Origin of the sequence: Solwaraspora sp. WMMB335 (genome assembly GCF_049179075.1) — a bacterium.
Classification (GTDB): domain Bacteria; phylum Actinomycetota; class Actinomycetes; order Mycobacteriales; family Micromonosporaceae; genus Micromonospora_E.
In genome coordinates, this window is the sequence record NZ_JBMHMF010000001.1 from 2,616,009 (window position 1) to 2,639,294 (window position 23,286).

The 23,286-nt window shown below is 71.5% G+C and carries 23 protein-coding genes; 12 read left to right on the forward strand and 11 right to left on the reverse strand.

Features of this window, described 5'->3' with window-relative positions; genetic code table 11:
• Positions 1–214: 214 nt before the first annotated feature.
• Genes ACN27F_RS11080 through ACN27F_RS11090 form a run of 3 tightly spaced genes read left to right on the forward strand, consistent with a single transcriptional unit; the run spans position 215 to position 1,941 of the window.
• Complete coding sequence (locus tag ACN27F_RS11080) at positions 215–757, forward strand: DUF742 domain-containing protein (protein ID WP_421433186.1); 543 nt, start codon at positions 215–217, stop codon at positions 755–757.
• Positions 735–1,370 (forward strand): GTP-binding protein, encoded by a 636-nt coding sequence (locus ACN27F_RS11085; protein ID WP_421433188.1) that lies wholly within the window; start codon positions 735–737, stop codon positions 1,368–1,370. The genes ACN27F_RS11080 and ACN27F_RS11085 overlap by 23 nt, the downstream gene beginning before the upstream one ends.
• 22 nt (positions 1,371–1,392) lie before the next feature.
• Positions 1,393–1,941 carry a hypothetical protein gene (locus ACN27F_RS11090; RefSeq protein ID WP_421433190.1) on the forward strand — a complete coding sequence of 183 codons (549 nt, stop codon included), beginning with the start codon at positions 1,393–1,395 and terminating at the stop codon, positions 1,939–1,941.
• Positions 1,942–1,956: 15 nt separating this feature from the next.
• On the opposite strand, the gene ACN27F_RS11095 is transcribed toward ACN27F_RS11090, so the two are convergent.
• Together ACN27F_RS11095 and ACN27F_RS11100 are read right to left on the reverse strand one after the other, a co-directional pair.
• Positions 1,957–2,349 (reverse strand): cupin domain-containing protein, encoded by a 393-nt coding sequence (locus ACN27F_RS11095; RefSeq protein ID WP_421433192.1) that lies wholly within the window; start codon positions 2,347–2,349, stop codon positions 1,957–1,959.
• A gap of 46 nt (positions 2,350–2,395) precedes the next feature.
• On the reverse strand, positions 2,396–2,983 hold the full coding sequence (locus ACN27F_RS11100) for a TMEM165/GDT1 family protein (RefSeq protein WP_421433194.1): 588 nt from the start codon (positions 2,981–2,983) through the stop codon (positions 2,396–2,398).
• A gap of 426 nt (positions 2,984–3,409) precedes the next feature.
• Between ACN27F_RS11100 and ACN27F_RS11105 the strand changes: the two genes are divergently transcribed.
• Positions 3,410–5,497: an Hsp70 family protein gene (locus ACN27F_RS11105; protein WP_421433196.1), complete on the forward strand. Its 2,088-nt coding sequence runs from the start codon at positions 3,410–3,412 to the stop codon at positions 5,495–5,497.
• A complete protein-coding gene (locus ACN27F_RS11110) occupies positions 5,481–6,836 on the forward strand; it encodes an Hsp70 family protein (protein WP_421433198.1) in 1,356 nt (451 codons plus the stop codon). The genes ACN27F_RS11105 and ACN27F_RS11110 overlap by 17 nt, the downstream gene beginning before the upstream one ends.
• 73 nt (positions 6,837–6,909) lie before the next feature.
• On the opposite strand, the gene erm is transcribed toward ACN27F_RS11110, so the two are convergent.
• Both erm and ACN27F_RS11120 read right to left on the reverse strand, forming a co-directional pair.
• Positions 6,910–7,812 (reverse strand): ErmE/ErmH/ErmO/ErmR family 23S rRNA (adenine(2058)-N(6))-methyltransferase, encoded by a 903-nt coding sequence (erm, locus tag ACN27F_RS11115; RefSeq protein WP_421433200.1) that lies wholly within the window; start codon positions 7,810–7,812, stop codon positions 6,910–6,912.
• Between the two features lie 147 nt (positions 7,813–7,959).
• Positions 7,960–8,088 carry a hypothetical protein gene (locus ACN27F_RS11120; RefSeq protein WP_421433202.1) on the reverse strand — a complete coding sequence of 43 codons (129 nt, stop codon included), beginning with the start codon at positions 8,086–8,088 and terminating at the stop codon, positions 7,960–7,962.
• A gap of 147 nt (positions 8,089–8,235) precedes the next feature.
• Here ACN27F_RS11120 and ACN27F_RS11125 point away from each other — a divergent pair, with 147 nt between their 5' ends.
• Positions 8,236–10,305 (forward strand): hypothetical protein, encoded by a 2,070-nt coding sequence (locus ACN27F_RS11125; RefSeq protein ID WP_421433203.1) that lies wholly within the window; start codon positions 8,236–8,238, stop codon positions 10,303–10,305.
• A 54-nt stretch (positions 10,306–10,359) separates the two neighbouring features.
• Here the strand turns inward: ACN27F_RS11125 and ACN27F_RS11130 are convergent, their stop codons facing one another.
• Both ACN27F_RS11130 and ACN27F_RS11135 read right to left on the reverse strand, forming a co-directional pair.
• On the reverse strand, positions 10,360–11,262 hold the full coding sequence (locus ACN27F_RS11130) for a Gfo/Idh/MocA family protein (RefSeq protein ID WP_421433204.1): 903 nt from the start codon (positions 11,260–11,262) through the stop codon (positions 10,360–10,362).
• A gap of 74 nt (positions 11,263–11,336) precedes the next feature.
• On the reverse strand, positions 11,337–12,059 hold the full coding sequence (locus ACN27F_RS11135; RefSeq protein WP_421433205.1) for a hypothetical protein: 723 nt from the start codon (positions 12,057–12,059) through the stop codon (positions 11,337–11,339).
• A gap of 179 nt (positions 12,060–12,238) precedes the next feature.
• Between ACN27F_RS11135 and ACN27F_RS11140 the strand changes: the two genes are divergently transcribed.
• The 4 genes from ACN27F_RS11140 (at position 12,239) to ACN27F_RS11155 (ending at position 14,938) form a co-directional block, all read left to right on the forward strand.
• On the forward strand, positions 12,239–12,607 hold the full coding sequence (locus ACN27F_RS11140) for a hypothetical protein (protein ID WP_421433206.1): 369 nt from the start codon (positions 12,239–12,241) through the stop codon (positions 12,605–12,607).
• Positions 12,600–13,043 (forward strand): hypothetical protein, encoded by a 444-nt coding sequence (locus ACN27F_RS11145; protein ID WP_421433207.1) that lies wholly within the window; start codon positions 12,600–12,602, stop codon positions 13,041–13,043. Before ACN27F_RS11140 ends, ACN27F_RS11145 begins: the two co-directional genes overlap by 8 nt.
• A gap of 171 nt (positions 13,044–13,214) precedes the next feature.
• On the forward strand, positions 13,215–14,216 hold the full coding sequence (locus ACN27F_RS11150; RefSeq protein WP_421433208.1) for a LacI family DNA-binding transcriptional regulator: 1,002 nt from the start codon (positions 13,215–13,217) through the stop codon (positions 14,214–14,216).
• 68 nt (positions 14,217–14,284) lie between these two features.
• Positions 14,285–14,938 carry a DedA family protein gene (locus tag ACN27F_RS11155; RefSeq protein ID WP_421433209.1) on the forward strand — a complete coding sequence of 218 codons (654 nt, stop codon included), beginning with the start codon at positions 14,285–14,287 and terminating at the stop codon, positions 14,936–14,938.
• Positions 14,939–14,966: 28 nt separating this feature from the next.
• Here the strand turns inward: ACN27F_RS11155 and ACN27F_RS11160 are convergent, their stop codons facing one another.
• From ACN27F_RS11160 to ACN27F_RS11180, 5 genes are all read right to left on the reverse strand, one after another.
• Entirely contained in the window at positions 14,967–16,310 is a 1,344-nt protein-coding gene (locus ACN27F_RS11160) for a cellulose binding domain-containing protein (protein WP_421433210.1), read from the reverse strand.
• 60 nt (positions 16,311–16,370) lie between these two features.
• Positions 16,371–17,813 carry a chitinase gene (locus tag ACN27F_RS11165; RefSeq protein WP_421433211.1) on the reverse strand — a complete coding sequence of 481 codons (1,443 nt, stop codon included), beginning with the start codon at positions 17,811–17,813 and terminating at the stop codon, positions 16,371–16,373.
• A 134-nt stretch (positions 17,814–17,947) separates the two neighbouring features.
• Positions 17,948–19,363 (reverse strand): carbohydrate-binding protein, encoded by a 1,416-nt coding sequence (locus ACN27F_RS11170; protein ID WP_421433212.1) that lies wholly within the window; start codon positions 19,361–19,363, stop codon positions 17,948–17,950.
• Between the two features lie 193 nt (positions 19,364–19,556).
• Complete coding sequence (yidC, locus tag ACN27F_RS11175; RefSeq protein ID WP_421433213.1) at positions 19,557–20,396, reverse strand: membrane protein insertase YidC; 840 nt, start codon at positions 20,394–20,396, stop codon at positions 19,557–19,559.
• A 110-nt stretch (positions 20,397–20,506) separates the two neighbouring features.
• Positions 20,507–20,809, reverse strand: coding sequence for a DUF6412 domain-containing protein (locus tag ACN27F_RS11180; protein ID WP_421433214.1), 303 nt, complete (start codon positions 20,807–20,809; stop codon positions 20,507–20,509).
• Between the two features lie 158 nt (positions 20,810–20,967).
• Here ACN27F_RS11180 and ACN27F_RS11185 point away from each other — a divergent pair, with 158 nt between their 5' ends.
• A complete protein-coding gene (locus tag ACN27F_RS11185) occupies positions 20,968–21,759 on the forward strand; it encodes a hypothetical protein (RefSeq protein ID WP_421433215.1) in 792 nt (263 codons plus the stop codon).
• A gap of 281 nt (positions 21,760–22,040) precedes the next feature.
• Positions 22,041–23,285, forward strand: a complete 1,245-nt coding sequence (locus ACN27F_RS11190; RefSeq protein ID WP_421433216.1) for a carboxylate-amine ligase — start codon at positions 22,041–22,043, stop codon at positions 23,283–23,285.
• Position 23,286: the final 1 nt, after the last annotated feature.

Sequence of the window (23,286 nt, forward strand, 5' to 3'; positions counted from 1 at the left end):
CCCGCCCCAAGGCGGTGGATTCCTCCGGCCGCCCGGAAGGATTCCTGGTTCACCGCGGACAGCACGAAAGGAGAGTCCTCGTGTCTGACGTCCACTCCGCAGGCGTTCATGGTTTCGACCGGCCCGACCGCGACCGCGGTGTTCGTGGCGGCCTTGACGTCCCGACCATGCCGGGTGAACGACGCCGACTGGCAGCCGTACCGGTGGTTTCCCGGTGACCCGACCCCCGTCCGACACGGGCGACTCTGGCGATTCGGTTGGACCGCCGCTACGGATCCGGCCCTACCTGCGTACCCCTCCTCCCGGCGACGGTAGTCCCGGGGCGGAGCGGGACCGTACCGGCCGGGATCGCGACCGTGCCGACCACGACCCGGACGACAGCCCGCCGGAAGCCGACGCCGGCCCGGTCGTACCCACCCTGCGGCCGTTCGTACTCACCGCCGGACGGGTCACCGGGGCCGATCCGGACATCGGACTGGAAACACAGGTCACCGCTCGCATTCCAAACCCGTTCCGGCCCGGCCCGCCGGTGCAGAACCTGGCACCCGAGTCGCAGGCGATCCTCGCCCTCGCCGCCGATCCGATCTCCGTGGCGGAGATCTCCGCCCGGTTGGGGCTGCACCTGGGGGTCACCCGGGTGCTGGTGGGCGACCTTCGGGCCGCCGCCCATCTCGACGTACACGTCCGCGACGTCGAGGCCCCCGCCGACGCCGACACCATCCTGCGAGTGATCCGTGGACTACGTGCCATCTCCTGAGTTCCCGCCCGTCGACCCGCCGCCCGGTGCCCGGCACCGGGCGGCGACCCGCACCGCGCCGATTCCCGTCAAGATCGTCATCGCGGGCGGCTTCGGAGTCGGCAAGACCACCACCGTCGGCGCCATCTCCGAGATCGCTCCGTTGACCACCGAGGCGGAGATGACCGCGGTGTCCGTCGGCATCGACGATCCCGGCCCGGAATCCGGCAAGACCACCACCACGGTGGCGATGGACTTTGGCTGCGTCACCATCGACCAGAGCCTCAAGCTCTATCTGTTCGGTACGCCCGGCCAGACCCGCTTCGGTTTCATGTGGGACGACCTGGCCCGCGGCGCGCTCGGTGCACTCGTCGTGGTGGACAGCTCACGCTTGGATGACTGCTATCCCGCGGTCGACTACTTCGAGCGGGCCGGGCTGCCGTTCGTAGTGGGTGTAAATACCTTCGAGGGGCAGCTAGGCCATAGCATTGACGAGGTGAGGTGGGCGTTGGCCACCGACGCGGCCGTGCCGGTCATCGCGTTCGACGCACGCGACCGGCTGTCGGTACGCGACGCCCTGCTGGTGGTCCTGGACCGTGCGCTGGACCGGGCGGTTAGGAGTCAGCCATCCTGACGGAGTAACGGAGGGGAGAGACATGCGTGGTGACCTGGACGACGCACTCGCCCGACTCGCCAGGCGCGATCAGTTGCAGCGACGGGTGAATCAGGGCAGCGACCCGACGGGTACCGCCGCGCAGGAGATCGCCGCCGCCGTCCGCGAGGTGGTGCAACGCCACCCCGGGCTGCACGCGACGATCCGGCTGGAAAGCGGTGGTCAGACGATGGAACTGACCGTCGGCTACCAGGGCGGGCGGGTACATGTCGCAGTCGTCGGCGACCGGCCGGCGGCCCGACCGTACGACGGAGCCGGCCAGTCCGACGCGCCGCGCCAGTCTGAGCTGCCGCGCCGGGCCGATCTGCCGCGCCGGGCCGACGACCACACCGGTACGACGAACGCTGCGGCCGGCGACGCGCCGGTGATCGCCGGCACGTTCACCGAGTCGCCCGCAGCCGGCGTCCCCACCGCCGGGGGACCACCGGAGTGGCCGCCCCGGATGGAGATCACGCCAGCCGGCTCGGCCGCCCGGCTCGCGGAGCTCATCCGCCAGGACCCGTCCCTGCTCAACGGCGCGGACGACAGCTGACCGGGCCGGCCGGGGTCAGGCGGTCGGCGGCTCGTCCCGGCCGGCGGCTTCCGCCGCGTCGGCCTCCTCCTTCGTCCGGTGCACCACGCCGTCGGCATGCTCCGCGGGCCCGTACACCGTGTAGAGGACCAGCGGATTCGGGCCGGTGTTGACGAAGTTGTGCTTGGTGCCCGCCGGCACGACCACGAGGTCGCCCTGGGCCACCTCGCGACGTTCGCCGGCCACCTCCGCCGCACCGACCCCGCTGACGAAGGTCAGGATCTGATCGACGTGATCGTGAACTTCCTCACCTATCTCGCCGCCTGGCGGGATTGTCATGATCACCAGTTGGGAATGTGCGCCGGTCCAGAGCACCCTGCGGAAGTCCTGGCTCTGCTCGGCAACGGTGGCAATCGAAAAGTGCTCCATACCGCTCAAGGTACCCTCCACCGGCCGTTGTCACGCCTGCAGACCGTCATGACAACTCGGCGATCGCCTCGACCAGCAACCAGCAGCCGAACACCGCGAACAACGCGGCGGCTCCGTACCCGACGGCCCGCTCCGGCAGTCTCCTGCCGAGCCACCGTCCCACGGCGATGGCCAGGGCGTCCGCGGCGACCATGCCCAGGGTCGAACCGAGCCAGGTCCCGAACCAGTCGTGTCCCGCAGCAAGGGTGATCGTCGCGAGCATTGTCTTGTCTCCCAGCTCGGCCAGGAAGAAGGCGATCCCTACGGCCACGATCGCCGATCGGGTGGTCCGCTGCGCACGCCGGGCCTCGTCCTCGCTCAGTGAGTCACCGCGTAGGGTCCAGACACCGAATCCGAAGAACGCCAGCGCCGCCGCGAGCGAGATCCAGCCGGTCGGCAGCGCCACGCCCAGTCCGTACCCGATGCCGACCGACACCAGGTGCACCAGCGAGGTAGCCACGGTGATGCCGAGCAGAACCGGCCAGATCTTGAACCGGGTGGCGAAGGTCAGCGCCATCAACTGCGACTTGTCGCCCAACTCGGCGACGAAAATCACGCCGAAGCTCACCGCTGTCGCGGCCAGAAACCCGTCCATCGTGCCCCTCATCCGATCCGGGCCGGATCGGGGCATGCGGACCTCGACCCGGCTTGTGCAGCCAGAGTCGAAGGTCTCGCCCACCTGGCGGCAAGCCGCCAGGTCGCCGCAGCCGGATGCTGATCACCGGCATCAACCGGGTGCTCGGCACCAGTGTGTCGACTGCGATGTTGGGAGCTACTCCCCCTCGTTGGAACCGAGAGTAGTCGATCCGGCGGTCCCGACGCCAGACAGTGATCTGACACACGGGCCCGGGTCCACGGGCCCGCGGCGTTTCCGTTACGTTCACCATCGTCCGCGATACCTCGACGCTCATCGTCCGCCAGCGGCACCATCGCCCAGGGTGGACGTGGCGGCGACGCTCGCGGACACTATGCCGGAGCTTCCAGGAACATCAATCGCCGATACCGTGGTGAGGGCGTGACCATGACCGAGCCGATCCTGGTGGTCGATGTCGGCACATCGGGCACCCGGGTGGCGCTGGTCGTCGCAGACCAGACAACCCTGGTCAAGGAGCCGGCCAGCGGAGCCACCAGCTGGCCGTCGTCAGTGTGCCTGGCCGATGAGGGATTTCTGGTCGGTACGCCGGCCGAGGTGCGCAAACGAGCGGCCCCCCGACGCTACATCGACGGGCCCCGTCGAGCCGTCGACGCGCAGGCCGCGATGCGGCTGGAGCACCGGGAGGTGACCGGCGTCGAGGCGCTGACCGCCTACCTCACCGTCATCGGCACCGAGGTGCAGCAGTTCTACGGTGGACCCATCGACCGGCTGACGCTCACCGTGCCGGCCGACTACCTACCCGGCGACCCCCGCCGTGACGCGATGATCTCCATCGGGGAGGCCGCCGGGTTCCGGGACGTCGAACTGATCAGCGGCACGGTCGCCGCCGCGCTGGACCCGCAGACCGACGGCAACCTGTCGTCCGGTGCGCTCGTGCTGGTCTGCGACGTCGGCGCGACCTGGACCGCCGCGGTGGTCCAGGTGTACGGCAGCCACACCGTGCAGCTCGCCCAGGACAGCAGTGACGCCGGCCGGGAACTCGACGCGCTGCTCATCAATGATCTTCGGACCGAAGGACGGTCCTGGCTGGAGCCGATGCTGGCCGCTCCCGGCGATTCCGGTCTGCGCGCCTACTACGAGGCGATCGACTTCGCCCGTCGGCTCAAGCACCAACTGGTCGACAGCGACGAGGTCGTCGATCACCTGACCCCCCTCACCCCGCCGTACCGGCTCACCCGGGCCTGGCTCGACGCGTTCGCCGAACCGGCGCTGCGCTGGCTGGTGGACAGCGCACACAACGTCCTGGCCACGGTCGGCGTCTCGCCAGCCGATGTCGCCGCGGTGGTCGTCGCCGGCGGCAACGCGTACGTGCCGGCGGTGCACGCCGCGCTGCGCGCCGGGCTCGGACTCGACGGCGCGGCCGGGGCCGGTGGGGGCGGCGAACGGCTGCGCAGCGGCGCGCACCCGGAGTTGGCGGTGCTGCGTGGCGCGGCCCGGTTCGCGGCCGGCGGCACCGCCCGCGTCGTCGTCGCCGAGCCGCCGCGCTGGCGGGTCGAACCCGCCTCCTGGGAGATTCCCGGAGGCCGGGCTCGGCTGCTGCGCTGGTGCGTACCGCCCGGTGAGCCGTACCCGGCCGGCACCGTGTTGGCGCACATCCGCACCCCCGACGAGCGGGTCTTCGAACTGGCCGCCGCCCAGCATGGCCGTCAACTCGGCGATCAGGCCTTCCCCGGCGACCTCGTCGGACCGGTCCTGGTGGTGGCCACCGCCAAGGATCCGGTCGCCCTGCAACGCCAGCCGCCACCACGGCGACGGCATCTCGAATCCGCTGGGACATGGCTGCTCACCCCGGATGGTGAGCACCTGGTGGAGTGCGACCGGGCCGCCCAGACCGTTCGACTGCGGTCGATCGCCGACGATCTGATCCGCGCGGAGTTCCGCCCGGACCACGCGGCCGGCCCGCGACCGCAGGGCCGGGTCTTCATCGATCCGGACGGGCGGCTGACCGTCGTCGCCTGGGACGCCGACGGCTTCATCTCGGTGTGGGACGTCGAAACCGGCAAGCTGAACGCCCGGTTCCGCGATCCGGGAGAGCCGGACCGGGTGCTGGTCGACGAGATCGGCTGGCGGGCGGCAGCCGAGGGTCACGCCAAGGCGGTCGGGCGCTACCGGCGCACGGTGACCACCTTGTGGGATCTGCGCACCGGCAATCGCATCGACCGGATCACCGACGACCGTTGGCAGCAACGGATGCCGGAGTTCACCGACCAGAGCCGGACACAGGGGTTCGGTGGCGGTGGCCCCAGCCCGGACGGGCAGTTGCAGGCCATCGTAACCAGCCACGACGGGATCGCCGCCGTGGTGTTGCAGGACGCGGCAACCGGGCAGGAACTGTTCCGGGTGCTGGGCGGAACCGGACAGCAGGTACGGGTCGGGTTCAGCGCCGACAGCCGGCATCTGCTGGCCAACTGGGAGTCCGAGGAGCGGAGCCTGATCGATGTCTGGGATGTCTGACCAGCCGGTGCTGGTCGTCGACTTCGGCACGTCGTCGTCGGCCGCCACCGTCGTCGTCGGCGAGGCCAGCTACCCGGTGCCGGACCCGGTGACCGGGTCCGGCACCTGGCCGTCGGCGGTGCACTGGGACGGGCAGAGCATGATCGTCGGCGCGCTCGCCGAACGGCGCAAGCGGTCGGAACCGACCGCGTACGCCGCCGAGTTCAAGCGCGGCATGGCGGCCGACGTGCCGGTGGCGCTCGGCGACCGGCGGTTCCGGCCGATCGAGCAGGTCGCTGCGGTGCTGACCGCGCTACGTGCCGAGGCCGAACGGCGCTACGGCACCCCGATCGGGCGGACGGTGGTGACGATCCCGGCCTCGTACGGCCCGCAGGATCCGCGCCGGGCGCAGATGATCGCGGCGGCGGAGGCGGCCGGGCTGGGACCGGTCGAGTTGCTGCCCGAGCCGGTGGCCGCCGCGTTCGCCCCAGTCACCGGACCGGCCCCGGCCCCGGGTGAGCTGGTACTGGTCTACGACCTCGGCGGCGGCACCTTCGACACCGCCCTGGTACGCATCGACGAACGCTGGCACGAGGTGCTCGGCCACGCCGCGATCGACGACTGTGGTGGGCGCGACATCGACTCGCTGCTGGCCAGCCGGATTCACGCCGACGGCCAGGACTGGCTGAGCCCGCTGCTGATCACGGCCGCGAACAGTCAGTCCGAGCCGGCGTCCCTGCGGCTGGGCATGGCGGTGACCGACTTCGCCAAGCGGATCAAACACCAGCTCAGCGACATGCCGACGGTGGAGGACTTCCTGCTGCCGGACACCCCGGCGTACCGGATGACCCGTGCCGATCTGGCTCAGCTGGTCGCCCCGCTGTTGGACCGGACGCTCGACTGCTGCCGGCGGCTGCTGGCCGACCTGCGGGTGCCGGCGGCAAACCTCGGCTCGGTACTGCTGGTCGGTGGCGGGGCCCGGATGCCCGCGGTCGCCGAGGCCGTGCAGCACGCGTTCAACCGCCCGTTGCGCCAGGTCGAGGAGCCGGAGCTGGCCACCGTGCAGGGGGCCGCCCGTTGGCTGCCGCGTAGCGGCCCCCGGACGATCCGCGCCTCGGCGGAGACCAACCAGATGGTTCCCCTGTCGTTCACCATCCCGGGCGGCTCGGCCCGGCTGTTGCGCTGGCTGATCGTGCCGGGTCAGCCGTACCCGGCGGGCACGCCCCTGGCCCGGGTACGGCTGACCGGCGGCGCGTTGTGGGACCTGGTGGCTGCCACGGCCGGCACTCTCGATCGGCTGCTGGTGGCGCCGAGCACCGACATCGCCAGCCACCAGTGGCTGGCGCTCAGCCAGTCCTGACACACTCAGCCAATCCTGACAACACTCAGCCAGTCCTGACAGCAGCCGGTCCGGTATCGCGCTCATCTCGCGCTCAGCCGGAAGGCGGGGCCCCTCGGCGGCGGGACCCGGCGCTCAGCAGCCGGAACATGGCCAGCCACTGCTCCGGCCACACCGCGCCGGCCAGGGTGTCGGGCGGCAACCGGGTCGCCCGCGCGGCGCCGGCGACCTGGCCGGCCGGGTAAGCGCGCCGTAGCGAGGCCACGACCGATCCGCCGACCCCGCTGAAGCCGAGTTCGACGAAGCGGTGGTACGCGGGCATGGACCCCGGTGCCAGCAACGGCACCGGACGGCGGTCCAGCCGCAGGATGCCGCCATCGACCCGGGGGACCGGCCGGAAGGCACTGCGCCGGATCCGCCCGGCGAGCCGCCAGTCGAACAGCGGCCAGGTCCGGACCGTGAGCAGGCTCCAGTGTCCGAAGTCGCCGGTCCGCTTGCGGGCGTACTCCAGTTGGGTCACCAGGGTTGCCGAGCGTAGCCCGGTGGCGTGCAGGCACCAGTCGACGATCGGCGCGGTCGCCGCGTACGGGATGTTGCCGACCACGGCGAACGGCCCGTCCGGCGCGGTAGCGGACAGGAAGTCGGCCGGCACCGGCGTCACGTTGGGCAGGTCGGCGCAGCAGCGCCTCAGCCGGTCGAACATGGCCGGATCCACCTCGTACGCCAGTAGCCGGGTGCCGCTGCCGGCGAGCGCCCGGGTCAGCTGGCCGGCACCGGCGCCCACCTCGATGGTGAGCTGCGCCGGGTCCGGCTGGGCGGCCCGGACGAACAGCTTGATCGCCGACCGGTCGTGCAGGAAGGTCTGTGACAGGACACGTCGGGTCCGGTCGGCGGCACCGCGCCGGGTCCGGTCGGTCCCGACGCGTTCGGGAACGGAAGTCGTCGATGGTCGTTGAGCGTTCGTGGGTCGTTGTCGGTGGTTCGGTTGACGTGCCACGCCTGGTCCTCCGGCAGAGCCGATCCGAGATGGAGACAAGGGCTCGGGACGCCATGGCCGGACCGCCAGGTCACGCAGAAAGCAAGTGATCGATGTGGTCCGCCGCCGAGGTCCTGGGGTGCGACCGCGGCGCGGGGACGGGTCGAATCAGACGCCGGACGCGACCTGGCCACCGGCCAGGGCGGGACGCCGGACACGCGGACGGGCCACCGGAAGCAGCAGCCATCCGACCGGCGTACGGCCGGCACGGATCAGCGCGTGGAACGTGATCGACACAGCGCGACGCTATCCCGGGCTGCTCCAGCGGACAACCGGTTTTCGACCCGGACGTGACCGGACCAGCCGGATCGCCGTTGTCAACGCGTGCGACCCGAGCAACCATCAGCGCCCGTCTCGCCGGCCGGCACGGTACCCGGCGGGCCGGTGGACCACTGCTACGACCGGCTGGTCCGGGTGGCATACCTGGTGATGACGGACTCGACGGAGGCCGGCGGAGACCCGGACGGTCCGGCCTCGATCGCCCGGGCGCACCGTGTCGTCCGGCGATCGCTGCCGTGGCGCCCGGTCGGCGAGGCCGATCACCTGTGGCTGCTGGCCCGGGTGCTGCGCAGAGCGGGCAGGCCTGGCCGGTTCAGCTGTCCGACACCGCCCCGTTGGGGCAGACCGGTACCGGCCGGGCGAGAACCGCAGTGGGATCGACTGTTCACCGCGCTGGCCACCCTGCCCGCGCCGGTACGCGCCGGATACGTCCTGTTGATGGTGGAGCGGTTGTCTGCACGTGACGCGGTTCAGGTGCTGTACGAGGCGGGCTGGCCGGATCCGGTGGCGCAGGTCGTGGCCGCCGTCACCGAGCGGCAGCGGCTCGCCGACGCCGTGGGGCTCACGCCGCGCCGGCAGCGGGAACTACTCACCGGCCCAGCCGCCGATCCGACGACCGTTCGGTTGCAGGCACCCGATCTGCGCGCACTCCGGCTGGCCCGACTCGGCCGGCGCGCCGCCGTGGTAGCGATCGCGCTGGTCGCCGCGACCGTCCTGGCCACGGCGACGCCGCAGCTGGGCAGGTACGTACCGGGCCACGACCCGCGCTCGGCGGGTACGCCGTCCGGTACGCCGTCGGACGGCGAGATCCGTCGGGTCGCCGAGCAGGCCTGGACCGGGGCCGCCCAGCTCACCATGGCGTCGTGGCCGACCCGCGGCGACCGGGTCGGCGACGTCCAGTTGGTGACCGCCGCGCACGACGCCTGGCTCGGCCTCGCCGAACTGATCGACCGGGATCCGAGGGCTGAGGAAGCCGCGTACGGATCGAGTCCGGTGGATCCGGACGGCACGCCGGTCGGCCTGGCCGTGTCGACCACCGCCGGGGTGGTCACCGCGCGGGCACCGCGCGGCGTCGGGCTGGCGCCGCCGGTCGGCGCCGCCCAACTGCTGTACGCCGGGAAACTGCCGCCGGGCGGGCCGGCCGCGTCGACAGCCGCCACGTCGACAGCCGCCACGTCAACGGCCGCCGGCCAGTCGCCGGATTCCCCGGCGACGGTGGTGGCGCTTGCCGACGCGACCAGGATCGTGGTCTACCGGGTGGCCGGGGCGTCCCGGTCGCTCCGCGTCGAGCCGGCGCCGGCGGCCGAGCCGCAGTCGGCCAGCGCGATCCGGATCAGCGGGCACGACGAACCGGTACGGTACCTGGTCGCGCCATGGGTGAACGGCATCGAGACCAGGACGCTGGCCGACCGGGAACCAGGAGGCGACCGACAATCAGGAGGCGACCGGAAACCGGGCAGAGACCAGACACCGGCCACGGGTCGGTGGCGGCCGTTGCCGGTGGTCGCCGGGGTGACCGGGCCGGCACCCACCGGCGCAGCCGGTTGCTGGTCAGGTCCGTTGCTGCGGCTGCGCGCCACCGACGTGCAGTCCGGCCAGCCGTACACCCTGGCCGACTTGGGTCGGACCACCCTCAGTAGGCTCGCCCACCTGCCGGTCGGCTCCGATCCGGGCGATCCGCCGCAGGACCCGGACGCCGTCGGTGGCGCTGGGCTCTGGTCCACGCTCGGCTGCCTGATCGGCGAACTCGCCGGACGCGGAGCGGCGTCGGTGCTGGCCTGGGAAATCTGGTCCGGGCCACTGCCGGGGACGACGCACGACGTCGCGATCGCCTGCCTGCGGGCCGAACTGCCCCGAGACGCCAGTCTGGTCGCCGCGGTCCTGTTGGTGCCGGGCGCACCGGCCCGCGCGGTGGCGACCGCGGCCGACACCCGGTTGTGCAGTCCACTCGCTCCGGCGGTGGTCGTCAGTTGGTGGTGGGCGGCAGGCGGTGATCGCTGGCACCACGTGACGGTCGGCGGTGGCCCGGTGACCGACATCGTGGTACGCATCGGCGGCGCGACCGCCCGCGGTGATCGGATGGTGGTCTCGGCGGCGCGACCGCAGGGCCCGATCGGTCCGGTCAGCGTCGCCGCCACGGACAGCGCCGGGCAGGCCGTACCGGTGCTGGGCTAGGTGCGGCTCGGTCACCGGGTGCCCGTCGGTGAGCGTGCGCCACTCGGCCGTCGGCTACTCGACGTCGACGCTGCGCTGCTGCGCCCGGGCGGATTCGGCGGCGGCGAGCACCGCGACCACCTCGCGGGCGAACCGCACGTCACAGGGGTGGCCGGGTTGCCCGGCCGCCACCTGGTCGAGCAGTGCGTCGATGGTGCCGTGAAACGCCTGTACCGCGGTGATGTCCCGGCGCGGCACCGGCACGACGCCCGGTTCGCCGAAGAAGGTGAAGTCGAAGATCTTGGCTGCCGGCGGCCCGTCGAGGTTGAGCGACAGGCTGCTCGTCGCGCCGCCGGTGTGCCGCAACAGCAGGTGCACGCCGCCGGCCGGGCCGTCCATCGCCGCGACGCTCGTCACCGGGCCGAGTACCGGCAGCACGATGGACAGCGCGTGCGGCCCGATGTCCCACAGCCCGCCGTAGGTCTGCCGCCACGGCGAGGCACCGTACGGGCTACCCGGCTCGGAGACGGCGACGAAGATGGCGCCCCGCGCGCCGTGCCAGGTCTCGCCGACAGCGGTGGTCAGGAACTCCTCCATCGCGGGGTTGAAGCGGCTGGTGAAGAAGACCACCGATGCCACCGACTGCCGGTCGACCGCGGCGACGACCTGGTCGGCGGCGGACAGGGTCAACGCGAGTGGCTTGTCCAACAGCAGGTGCCGGCCGGCGGCGGCGGCGCGAAGCGCGATGTCCGCCTGCACGTCCGGCGGCAACGCCACGGCGACCGCGTCCACGTCGGCGAGCAACGCGTCCACCTCCCGGTACGGCGGCACGTCGTACTGGGAGGCCACCGCCTCGGTCCTGCTCCGGTCGCGGCCCCAGACGCCGGCCAACTCCACCGCCGGATGCGCCGTGAGGGCTGCGGCGTGGGTGTGCACCGCCCAGTAACCGGTACCGAACAGACCGAATCGCAGCGCCATCGTTCGCTCCCCTTCTCGACCGCAGGCCAGTGTGCCGCATCCGCTTCGCCCGGCGATGCTCGGCAGGCGGTGGATCAACGACGCCGCCGGCCCCCGGCGGCATGGTCGGCGGCGTACCGGGCCTCCTCGGCATCCAGTGCCGCCGCCGCGGCTTCGTCGATGAGCGCGGCGGCGGCCACCTCGGCGATCCGGGCCGCGTCGGCCGCCCGGCGGGCGAGCGCCGCCGCCGCGTCGTACTCGCGCCGCGCCGCCCGGTCCCGCATCCGCAACTGATCGGCGGCGCGGTCGAGGTCCCGGCGGCCCGGATCCGAGCCTGAGTCGGGATCCCCGGACCGCTGCCACACCTGCCGCAGTTGGTCGACCGAGATGTCACCGCGCCGGTACGCGGTGAAGGCGGCCCGGCTGAGGTCCCGGTCGAGCGCGGTGCCGGCGGCGGGTACCACCCGCGTGGTCGGTGGAACCGCGCCATCGGCGGAGGCCGCCACCGGCCGGCGGCGGGCGGCGTGCAACGCCTGCTGATATGCCAGACCGGCGTCCTCTTGACGCCGCCAGGCGTCATCGCGGGCCTGTTCCGCGGCGATGGCGCGGTGTCGGGCCGCGGCAGCCGTCCCTCGCGCGGCGGCCGCAGCCGCGGCGATCGTGGCGGCTTCGGCGGTCAACTCGTCGGCGTCGGTGCGCAGCTGACGATGGTCGGGACGGTCGCCGGCCGGCCGGTCGGCGATGGCGGCGAGGGCGAGCAGCGCCAGCAGCACACAGCAGCAGACGATCAGCAGTCCCCAGATGCCGGCGCCGGTCACCGCGCCCTCCCCAGGTGGTTCGGACGGTCCCGGAGTTGACTATAGACTCCGGCTGATACCGAGAGCCACCGTCTGGACACACCTGGCCGGGCCCCATCCCGTCGCCGACCTGCCGCAACGGGTTGGATCCCTGGTGAGTATGGTGTTGGCGTGGCTGTGCCAGATGAGGTGGCGGCGCGGTGAACGGGCCGATAGCGACCGTGGCCATCGTCGGTGCGTTGGCAGTGGCCGGCTGGGCTCTGTTGTGCGCCGCACTCGACCGGACACCGGGCCGGCTCCAGTTCGGCGGGCTCGTCGTGGTCGAGGTCGTACTGCTCGTCCTGGCGGTGGTCGCCGCGGTGTCGGCGCTCGGCGGTCACCGACCCGGCGATCCACCTGTCTTCATTGGATATCTGATAACCACCCTCAGCCTGCCCCCGATGGCGGCGGTGCTGGGCCGGATGGAGCCCACCCGCTGGGGATCGCTCACCATCGGCGTCTTCTGCCTGGTGATCCCGGTGCTCGTGGTCCGGTTGCAGCAGACCTGGACGGCGGTGGCCGGTGGCTGAGCAGCCTACGACCGGCGGCACCGCTGCCGAAGACCCGCCGTCGGGTACCCGGGTGCGCAAAGGGCCTGGTCGCGTACTCATCGGCGTGTACGTGCTGTTCGCCATCGCCGCCTCGGCCCGCGCCGGGGTGCAGATCGCCACCAAGTTCTCCGACGCGCCGGTGGCGTACCTGTTGTCGGCGTTCGCCGCGCTGGTCTATCTGGTCGCGGCCGTCGGGCTGAGCGTCGGCGGACCGGTGGGGCGGCGGATCGCGTACACCTGCTGCACCGTGGAGCTGGTGGGCGTGCTCGGCATCGGCACCGCGAGTCTGGCCATATCCGCCGCGTTCCCGGACGAGACCGTCTGGTCCGGCTACGGCAGCGGGTACGGCTTCATCCCGCTGGTGTTGCCGGTGCTGGGACTGCTCTGGCTGCGCCGTACCAGGGCTCGTCGGTAGTTTCCTCTTCGGTCCGTCGACCGCGACCGTCGGATCCGCTGTGCACGGTCGCTCCGGGTTGAACTGCCGGGCCAGGCGGCCACCACGCACCGTGCCCGGTCTGTAATCATCGACTCGGGTTCCGTGATCGGTACCCGGGGTCGGATTGCTAAGTGAAGAGGGCGATGAACCATGGCGACCATCTACGATGTCGCGCGGCAGGCAGAGGTCTCCCCAGCTACCGTGTCCAGAGTCGTCAACGGCCACGCCAATGTGGATCCGGCCCTCGCCGAACGGGTCCGTCGTGCCATGCGGGAGCTGGACTACCGGCCCAACGCCGTCGCCCGGAATCTACGCCGCAGCCGGACCACCCTGTGGGCGGTGGTGATCAGCGACATCGGTAATCCGTTCTTCACCGCCGTGGTACGCGGCGTCGAGGACATCGCCCAACGGGCCGGATACTCGGTGGTGCTGTGCAACACCGACGAGGACCCGGCCAAGGAGGCCCGCTACCTCAACGCCGTACTCGCCGAACAGGTCGCTGGCGTGATCATCGCCCCGTCCGGTCCGGCCGCCGGCCTGGATCGGCTCACCGACGCCCGGGTGCCGATGGTCGTGATCGACCGGCAGTTGCACGGCGGCCGGGTCGACACCGTGCTGGTCGACAACGAACACGGTGCCCAGCTCGCCACCGCCCACCTGGTCGAATCCGGGTACCAACGGATCGCCTGCATCACCGGCCGGCGCGGCGTCTACACCGCGAGCAGCCGGCTCACCGGTTACCGGCGGGCGCTGGCCGACGCCGGCCGGCCGTACGAGGAGGACCTGGTCCGCTATGCCGACTTCCGCTCCGACGGCGGCTACCGGGCGATGGCGGATCTGTTGCGGCTGGCGACACCGCCGGACGCGCTGTTCGTGGCGAACAACCTGATGACGGTCGGCGCGGTGGAGTGTCTGGTCGACAACGGGGTGAAGGTGCCGACCGAGATGGGCGTGGTGGGGTTCGACGAACTGCCCTGGGCGCATCTGGTCCGCCCCGCGTTGACCACGGTCACGCAACCCACGTACCAGCTCGGGGAGAGCGCTGCCCGGCTGCTCACCGAACGGATCGCCGCCCCCGACCGGGCGGCGGCCACGGTCACCCTGCCGACGAAGCTGCAGATCCGGGAGAGTTCGACCGGCCGGCCGGGCTGAGCACACCGCAGGTGTACGTCCTCGCCTTGGCGGGTACCGCAGGGACCCGACCGGACGCGAGGAGGCCCATGGCTGTCACCGTCGATACGCCGTCGGCCGCTGCTCCACCGCCGGACGCCGGTGGGGTGACCGGCTGGGTGGCCGGCGTGATCGAGAGCCTCGGCGAAATCGGCGTCGGACTGCTCGTCGCGTTGGAGAGCATCGTCCCGCCGATCCCCAGCGAGGTGGTGCTGGCCATGGCCGGCTATCTGGCCAGCACGGATCGGGTCAACCTGGTCGGGGTGTGGCTGTGCGCGACCGCTGGATCACTTGCCGGCGCGTTGTTGCTCTACTGGCTGGGTGCCGCGATCGGAGAGGACCGGCTTCGGCGGTGGCTGCACAAGGTGCCGTTGGTCGGCCTGGAGGATCTGGACAAGGCGGACCGGTGGTTCGAGCGGTACGGCCGCTGGGCGGTGCTGATCGGCCGGATGGTGCCGGTGGTCCGCAGCCTGGTCTCGGTCCCGGCCGGCGCCAACCGGATGCCGTTGGGCCAGTTCGGCACGTTGACCACGGTAGGCAGCGGGGTGTGGAACTCGTTGTTCGTCGGTGCCGGGTATCTGTTGGGTTCCCGCTGGGAGCAGGCCGAGCAGTACAGCCGCTGGTTCGACATCGCGATCTTCGTACTGCTCGGCGGGCTCGTCGTCTACTGGGTGATCGGTCAGGTGCGGCGTCGCCGGCGGTGACCGGGCCGGGCCGCCCGCCGGCCGCCGCTCAGCGGAAACCGGCGGTGATCGCGGTGAACTCCCAGTCCCGCTGGTCGATACTGCTGCAGCCGGAGCTCAGTGGCGCGCCCGGGCAGGGCCGGTCCCGGTTGACCGACCAGAAGGCGAGCCGGGCCAGTCCCCGTGCCCGGGCCCAGTCACGGATCTGGGTCCACTGTGCGGCGGTGGTGATCTCGCCCTGGTCCGAGCGCCCGTTCATGCCGGAGATCCCCATTCGGGCGTACGCGGTGGCGTCGTTCCAGCCGTACGCGGCCTTGAGGGTGTTCCGCAGCCCATCGGCGGCGCTGACCGTCGCGGAATACATGTTGGCGTGGCCACCGAAGTTGAACGGCATGATCGTCCAGATGTCGACTCCGGCCTGCAACTCGGCGCCCCGGTTGATCATCCGGGTGCCCCACCAGGTCGGGCCGGTGGTGGCGGTACCGATGGTGACGATGGTGATCAGACCGGGATTGTTCTGCTTGAGGATCTTCAACGCACCCAGGATCCGGTCCTGCACCGCCTCGTTCTCGAACTCGTCGACGTTCTCCACGTCCATGTCGATCGCGCGCAACCGGTAGGCGTTGATGACCTGTTGCAGGGCACCGGCCAGGGCCGCCGCCGAGGAACAGTTGGGGCCGAGCTTGTTGCCGCTCCAGCCGCCGACCGACGGGATGATGTCGCCGCCGGCGGCCCGGATCGCCGCGATCTGCGCGGCGTCGCTGCCGCCGAGCAGCGGCCGTACGCCGTCCCAGGCCGGGGTACAACCACCTCCGGAGAGGATGAACGCCCGGGTGAACCAGCGGATCCCGGTGGCGGACATGACCGTCGCCGGTGCCGGGGCGTTGCCCCAGTCGTAGATGTACGGCGCGGCGGCCATGCCGGCGGGCTGCTGCGGTGGTGTGGTGGGTGGCGGTGTCGGGTTCGTCGTCGGCGGCGGGGTGGTCGGCGGCGGTCCACCGCTGCACGAGGTGCCGTTGACCACGCAGTTCGTCGGGTCGCCGGTGCCGGCGGCGATGAAGCCGAAGGAGGTGCTCGCGCCGGGCGCGAGGGTCCCGTTCCAGCTCTGGTTGACCGCGGTGATCCGCTGGCCGGAGGTGGTCAGCCGGGCGTCCCAGAAGCTGCTGACCCGGGTACCGGCCGGTAGGTCGAACTGCACCGTCCAGGAGCTGATCGACGCCGAGGTGTTGTTGGTGACGGTGAACTTGGCCTCGTACCCGCTGCTCCAGCTGGCGGTGCGAACGAAGGTCGCGGTGGCGGCGGATGCCGCCGGGGCGAAAAGTACGGTCGCGGCGGCGACCAGGGTGGTCAGGCCGGCGGTGAACGCCACGGCGCGAAAGGGCTGGGATCTCAAGCGAACCTCCATCATCGGTCGGTCGTTCGGTGCGGCGGCAGACACCGGCACCGGAGATGTTCAGGGCAGCGTGGCCAGATGCGGCTTGACGGTGCGGGCGAAGGAGTTGCCGTTGGTCACGTCCCAGTTGATCGACCAGGTCATCGCGCCACGGATGCCCGGATAGGTCCGCGGTGGTCGGAAGCTGCCGCAGTTGGTGGCCCGGGCCAGACAGGTCAGCGCCTGGTTCACCGTTGCCGGGGCGACCACCCCGCCGCCGGCCGCACCGGGACCGGCCGGCAGCCCCAGCGCCACCTGGTCCGGTCGCAGTCCCGCCTCCAGCTGCAGGCAGGCCAGGGCGGTGAGGAAGTTGACCGTGCCCTGGCTGTACGGGAACTGCTGGTCGCAGCCGAGCATCGTGCCAGAGTTGTAGTACTGGGTGTGTACTACGGTGAGAATGTCACGGATGTCCAGCGCCAGGCGGAAGTAGGACACGCTCGGTGACTGCATGTCGATGGTCTGCGGCGCCATCGTGATGATCAGACCCGATCCGGTCCTGGCCCGCAGCGCACGCAGGGCCTGAGCCATGTACGTCGGGTTCAGTCCGTTCTCCAGGTCGATGTCGACGCCGTCGAAGCCGTACCGCTGGATGAGCTGGTGCATGCTGTCGGCGAGCGCGGTGGCCGAGGCGGCGTCGTTGACCGCGACCCGGCCGGTCTCGCCACCGATCGAGATGATCACCTTCTTGCCACGTTGGTGCAGGGTGGCGACGTCGGCGGTGAACTGGGCGTCGGTGTAGCCGCCAAGGGCGGCCGAGAGACCCGGGTCGACGCCGAAGTCGACTGCGCCGGGTGTGCCGGTCGCTTCGGCGAAGGCGACCGCGATCAGGTCGTACTCGGCCGGCACGTCACGCAGCCGCAGCTCGACGGCCTGGTTGTCGAAGTTGTGCCAGTAGCCGGTGAGAAAGTGCCTGGGCAGCCCGTCCCCGCCCGGCGGCACCGTGGTGGGCGGAGCCGTGGTGGGCGGCGTGGTCGTCGGCGGAGCGGTCGTCGGCGCTGGCGTCGTCGGCGCTGGCGTCGTCGGCGCTGGCGTCGTCGGGGGCGCGGTCGTCGGGCCGGGTGTCTGCGGCTGGCCGGCGCAGGGCACGCCGTTGAGCGTGCATCGCTGCGGCGCGCCCGGTCCGGCGCCGATGAACCCGAACGACACCGAGGCCCCCGGGGCGACCTGCCCGTTCCAGCTGCGGTTGGTGAAGGTGTACCGCTGGCCGGAGACGGTGAGCAGGGCGTCCCAGTAGGTGCCGACGGTGGTGCCGGCAGGCAGGTCGAAGGCGACGGTCCACGAGGTGATGGCCGCCGAGCCCCCGTTGGTTATCGTGATCCGGCCTTCCCAGCCGGTACCCCAGTCCGAGGTCTTGACGAACGTGGCCGTCGGACCGGCGGCCAGGGCCGGCCCGGCCGTCCAGACGACGCCGCCTGCGGCCACCGCCGCGGCCAGCAACGGCGCCAACACCCGTACCCGTCTCATCGACGTCCTCCCAAGCAGCCATCGACAGATGGCCAATTATTAGGAGTATTAACAGTTACTGTAAAGACCTCTTCTTAAAAATGTCGCCGGCCGGCCTGCCCGTGAGCAGACCGGCCGGCGAACCGGTGCCGGGGTCAGCGGCGGAAGTGGAACCAGTTGACGTTGACGAAGTCGCTGGGCTGGCCACTGGTGAAGGTCAGGTACACGGTCTGCCGGCCGGTCACGCCGGAGACGTTGCCCGGCACCGTCTGCCAGGTCTGCCAGCCACCGGTGTTGCCCACCGCGAAGCTGCCGATCGGCGTACTGGTCGGACTGCCGATCCGGACCTGGATCAGACCACTGACGCCGGCCGCCGCGCCGGAGGCGACCCGGGCCACGAAGTCACGCGGTGGCGTCGAGCCGAAGTCCACGTTGTCGTAGCGCGCCCAGTCCCCGTTGGCCAGCCAGCCGATGTTCTGGCCGCCCTCGCTGCACGCCTCGACGCCGACGCCGTTCTGCCCGTTGTACGACTCCGCCTGGATCGCCGCGTAGGCGTTCACGCCACCACCGGGCGGCGGCGTGGTCGGCGGCGGCGGGGTGGTCGGCGGCGTGCCACCGCCGCGGGTGTAGACGGCCACGTAGTCGACCAGCATCGGTACGCCGGAGACGGTGTTCGCCGTCGGCGTCGTCGACCCGGCCACACCGTTCGGGAAGGCCCCGCCCATCGCCACGTTGAGCAGGATGAAGTACCCGGCGTGACTGGTCATGTTGGACCAGTGCGGTTCGGGGATCTGCCCCTGGGTGACGGTGTGGTAATGCTGCCCGTCGACGTACCAGCGCAGCTGTTGCGGGCTCACCCCGGCGTCCCACTCGAAGCGGTACGTGTGAAACGCAGACTGGCAGGTGCTACCCGGACAGGCCCGGGAGCCGCCGAGGCCGTTGAACTCGTCGCACGGCCCGCCGGGCGCGACGCCGCAGTGCAGCACCCCCCAGACGTTGTTCAGACCGTTGACGTTCTCCATCACGTCGAACTCACCGATCGCCGGCCAGTTCTGGTAGTTGCCCCGGTACGGCGAACCGAGCGCCCAGAACGCCGGCCAGTAGCCGGCTGCGGCGGCCCCGGTCACGTTCGGCACCTGGATGCGCCCCTCGATCGCCAGCACACCGCCGGACGGCGGCTTGAAGTTGCTGCGTGTCGTCTCGATCCGGGCCGAGGTCCAGTTGCCTGCGCCGTCGCGGATCGGCGTGATCCGCAGGTTGCCGTTGCCATCGTGGCGGACGTTGGCGGTGCTGTTGGTGTACGTCTGGATCTCCCCGGTGCCCCACTGGGGTGGTCCGCCGGGGTAACTGGTGCCGGTGTCGATGATCCAGTTCGCCGACGAGGGCAGCGTGTTGGCAGCGCCGGTGAAGTCGTCGCTCCAGACCAGATTCCAGCCGGGTGGGGTGGGCGGTACGGCGGCGTTGGCGTGTACGGCGACCGACGCGATCGCCACGGTCGCCGCGGCCAGGACGGCAGCCGCCAGGGTGCGCCGGCGACGCGTCGGTCTGACCGGATGGGGCAGCGGTTTCATCACGGGACTCCTTGGGTGAACCGACAGGGTGTCCTGACACCGCAACGGGATCGGCAGCTCCGCCAGAGAGCGTTCTCCCCGAGAGTCCGATCGACGCTACGAGCAGGACAAGTGAGCAGATGAGGACGGATCGAACGCTTCCCTCTCATCAAGAGAGCGCTCTCAGAGGTTGTACGTCGCGGGACCCTACTTGTCAACAGCGGTCGATGCCATCCCACTGCGGCAACAGCGCCTGCTCCAGCGCGGTCCAGCTGGTCGTGGCGGCCAGGTACAGCCCGGCCGCCAGCGGCAGCACCAACGCGACCGCCACCGAGCCGTACGGCAGCAGCGGCATCACCCGCTGCAGCACCCCGCCGGCCGGGGCGGCACCGGTCTGGTTGCTGGTGACGGCCCGGCGCAGCCGGCGCGAGGTCGCCCACGCGGCCATCAGGACGACCGTCAGCACCCCGACGAACACCAGGACCTCATCGGCGCCGGCGAGACCCGCCGGCCGGGTATCGAGGCCGACGCCGAGAAAGGACCCGGCGAGCAGAGCGCCGCCGTCCGACCCGACCGGTTGCGTGACCAGCTGGTACATGAGCACGAAGAACGGGGCCTGCAGCACCGCCGGCAGGCATCCGGCCAGCGGCGAGGCGCCGGCCGAGCGGTACAGCGCCATCGTCTCGACGGCGAGCCGCCGGGGTTCGTCGGCGTACCGCCGATTCAGCTCACGCAGCTGCGGAGCCAGCGCCGCACGGCGCGACTCGGCCCGGACCTGCAGCCAGGACAGTGGGCTGAGCAACAGACGGACGGCGATGGTGGCCGCGACGATGGCGAGCGCGGTCGCGTTCGCGCCGGCCAGCGGTACGAGGGCACTCGACAACGCGGCGACCAGCTGGGCGGCCGATCCGACGACGGTGTCGAACGGCCCGAACGCGGTGTCGAACGGCCCGAACGCGGTGTCGGACAATCCGAACGCGGAGGAGAACGAACCAGCGGTGGCGGCGGGCGTACCGATGGCGGTGGACAGGTAGGCAGACAGGGCGGCAGGCATCGATGGACCTCCGAGGGCTGGCCCCGGTGGCCGCGCACCGGAGTGAGTCGGGCACCGGGGTGAAGGGAACTGGGCGCCGGATCAGGCAGCTGCGATCGCCGGATCGGGGATCAAGCAGGTGCGGTCAGGCGGCGGCCAGGGGCCCGAGGTCGGGGGCGGCCCGGTGCGTCCGGGTCGAGCTGCCGGGAACTCCCCTGCGGGCGGCGACGCGGCGGCTCGACGGGGGACAGTCGCTCGGCGTCGGGGCGCGGCAGACCGGTCCCGAGCAGGATCTGGGCAGCCAGCACGACCGCGAACGCCATGGCGACCGAGGCGGCGGTCGCGGCCAGGTGGCTCGGCGGGGCGCCGGCCAGGCTCAGCAACGGGTACGCGTACGCCCAGCAACCTGCCAGGATCACTACGACGCGCGACACGACTATCAGAGTACGGAGCCGGGGCAACCTGGCCCGACGAGGGAAGCGGGGATGGAGGCACAAATTCGTACAATTGGTCCGGACAGCCGGGTGCCTGTTTTCGCCCGGAGACCGTCGGCAGAAGGAGCCGGAGTGCGCGCGATCCGTGAAGCAAGCCGTTGACCGACTGGTTCGCGCACACCGTCGTGGCAACCGGCCGGCTCCCGCTGTTCTGCTTCTTCGTCGGGGTGGTCGTCGGCTTCGCGTTCATCCGCTTCTCGGTCCGGATGATCCGGGCCCGGGTGCGCTGGTGGCCGGGCAACATCACCCCGGGCGACCTGCACATCCACCATGTCGTCTTCGGGGTGGTGTTCATGCTCGTGGCCGGGGTCGCCGGGCTGGTGATCCCGGTGCAGGTGACGCCGTGGCGAGCGGTCGCCGCCGCGGTGTTCGGCGTCGGCGCGGCTCTGGTCCTGGACGAGTTCGCCCTGCTGCTGCACCTGAGCGACGTCTACTGGTCGGAACGCGGCCGCACGTCGATCGACGCGGTGTTCGTGGCGATCGCGCTGTCCGGGTTGCTGCTGCTCGGGCTACGGCCGCTGGGGGCCAACGAGTTCCTGACCGGGGAAACGGATCCGGCTCAGTTCACCGGTGCCGCGCTGATCGTGATCAACCTGGTACTGGCCGGGATCACCTTGATCAAGGGCAAGATCTGGACCGGCCTGCTGGGGCTGTTCATCCCCGTCCTGCTGATCGTCGGAGCGCTGCGCCTGGCCCGTCCCCACTCACCCTGGGCCCGTTGGTTCTACCGGGGCGAGAGCCGCTGGGCGCAATGGCGACGGGCCCGCGCCGCCGCCCGGGAGCGGCGCTATCGACAGCCGATCATCCTGTTCAAGATCCGGGTCCAGGAGTTGATCGCCGGTCGGCACGACCTGCCGCTGCCCCGACCTCCCCGACCTCCCCGGCGCTGACCGCCGCTCGACCACCCGCACCGCCGGCTACCCGCCCGCCGCTGCGGCCTATCTGCCGACAAATTGCAGCCTATGGCAGCGCTGGAGGCGGAAGATGACCTCATGTCGACCTGCGCGGTAGCACCCGACCACGCCACCGGACGAGGGGTGTTTGCCGTACCTGCCCCACCGGGTAAGCCCACGCCCGCAGGTCGACCGGCGGCCGTACCGGATCGGCCGGCAGCCGTACCGGCAGGCCGACCGGTAGCCCGGTCGGCCCGGACTGACAGGCGGTGCCCCCGGTGATCAGCAGTACCGTCGCGCCAGCTGCGGCCCTGCACCGACCGGGCGAACTGACCGTCGGGGTGGAAGAGGAGTTCCTGCTGGTCGATCCGGTCAGCGGCGCTGCCGTGCCGGCCGTCGCCGAAGTCCTCGAACAGATCCCGCCGGAACTGCGTGGACAGGTGCAACGCGAGTTCCAGACCAGCCAGATCGAGATCGGCAGCCCACCCGGGCTGGATCTGCGCGCACTCCGGCGTACCCTCGGCACGCTGCGCACCGCGGTGTCCGACGCCGCCGCACGGGTCGGTGCCCGGCTGATAGCGGTCGGCACCGCCCCGGTCGCCGGGCCCCAGCCGGACGTGGTCGACGACCCCCGGTTTCACCGGATCGTCGAACGGTACGGGATGCTGGTGCCCGGCCCCGGCAACAACGGCCTGCACGTCCACGTCGGGGTGCCGGATCCGGAAACCGGCGTCCAGGTGCTCAACCACCTGCGGCCCTGGCTGCCGGTCCTGCAGGCGGCCACCGCCAACTCCCCCTTCTTCCAGGGCGCCGACACCGGGTACGCGAGCTGGCGGTCGATGATGTGGGAGCGTTGGCCGGCGGTCGCCCCGGCACCCCGGCTGCGCTCGCACGCGCATTACCTGCAGCTGGTCGACGACCTGCTCACCACCGGAATCATCCTCGACGAGGGGATGCTCTACTGGTACGCCCGGCTGTCGGCGCACTACCCGACCGTCGAGGTCCGGCTCGGTGACGTCTGCCCGAGCCTCGACGACACCATCCTGCTCGCGGCGCTGACCCGTGCTCTGGTCGGCGCCGCGCTCGACGCCGTCGAGCAGGATCGCCCGGTGCCGAAGGTCGAGCACCACGTGCTGGTGGCGGCACACTGGCGGGCCGCCCACGACGGGCTGGAAGGAGTCGGTGTCGACCTGACCGGGCCGTCACCGGCGGTACGCCCCGGCTGGCATCTACTGCGCCGACTGGTCGAGACCGTCCGGCCGCATCTGGACCGGCACGGCGACGTGGCCCTGGTCAACTCGTTGCTGGGCCGGCTACGGTCCCGGGGCACCGGCGCGGCCCGGCAGCGTGCCGTCCACGCCGCCAGTGGCGACCTGCGGGACGTCGTCGAGTTCCTGGCCGAGCAGACCCGCAGCCGGTCGGTGCTCCCGGCCCCGCCACACATGGCGGCCGACGACGTCGGGACCCACGACGTCGGGGCCGCGTCCACGACACCGGATGGACGACGACAGGAAGGGCAGTGAC

Excerpts from the sequence above, each read along its gene's own strand:
- ACN27F_RS11100 (WP_421433194.1), bottom strand. The coding sequence starts at position 2,983 with ATGGACGGGTTTCTGGCCGCGACAGCGGTGAGCTTCGGCGTGATTTTC.
- ACN27F_RS11150 (WP_421433208.1), top strand. The coding sequence starts at position 13,215 with ATGGCGACCATCTACGATGTCGCGCGGCAGGCAGAGGTCTCCCCAGCT.
- ACN27F_RS11130 (WP_421433204.1), bottom strand. The coding sequence starts at position 11,262 with ATGGCGCTGCGATTCGGTCTGTTCGGTACCGGTTACTGGGCGGTGCAC.
- ACN27F_RS11165 (WP_421433211.1), bottom strand. The coding sequence starts at position 17,813 with ATGAGACGGGTACGGGTGTTGGCGCCGTTGCTGGCCGCGGCGGTGGCC.
- yidC (WP_421433213.1), bottom strand. The coding sequence starts at position 20,396 with ATGCCTGCCGCCCTGTCTGCCTACCTGTCCACCGCCATCGGTACGCCC.
- ACN27F_RS11095 (WP_421433192.1), bottom strand. The coding sequence starts at position 2,349 with ATGGAGCACTTTTCGATTGCCACCGTTGCCGAGCAGAGCCAGGACTTC.
- ACN27F_RS11170 (WP_421433212.1), bottom strand. The coding sequence starts at position 19,363 with ATGAAACCGCTGCCCCATCCGGTCAGACCGACGCGTCGCCGGCGCACC.
- ACN27F_RS11090 (WP_421433190.1), top strand. The coding sequence starts at position 1,393 with ATGCGTGGTGACCTGGACGACGCACTCGCCCGACTCGCCAGGCGCGAT.
- ACN27F_RS11105 (WP_421433196.1), top strand. The coding sequence starts at position 3,410 with ATGACCGAGCCGATCCTGGTGGTCGATGTCGGCACATCGGGCACCCGG.
- ACN27F_RS11110 (WP_421433198.1), top strand. The coding sequence starts at position 5,481 with ATGTCTGGGATGTCTGACCAGCCGGTGCTGGTCGTCGACTTCGGCACG.
- ACN27F_RS11155 (WP_421433209.1), top strand. The coding sequence starts at position 14,285 with ATGGCTGTCACCGTCGATACGCCGTCGGCCGCTGCTCCACCGCCGGAC.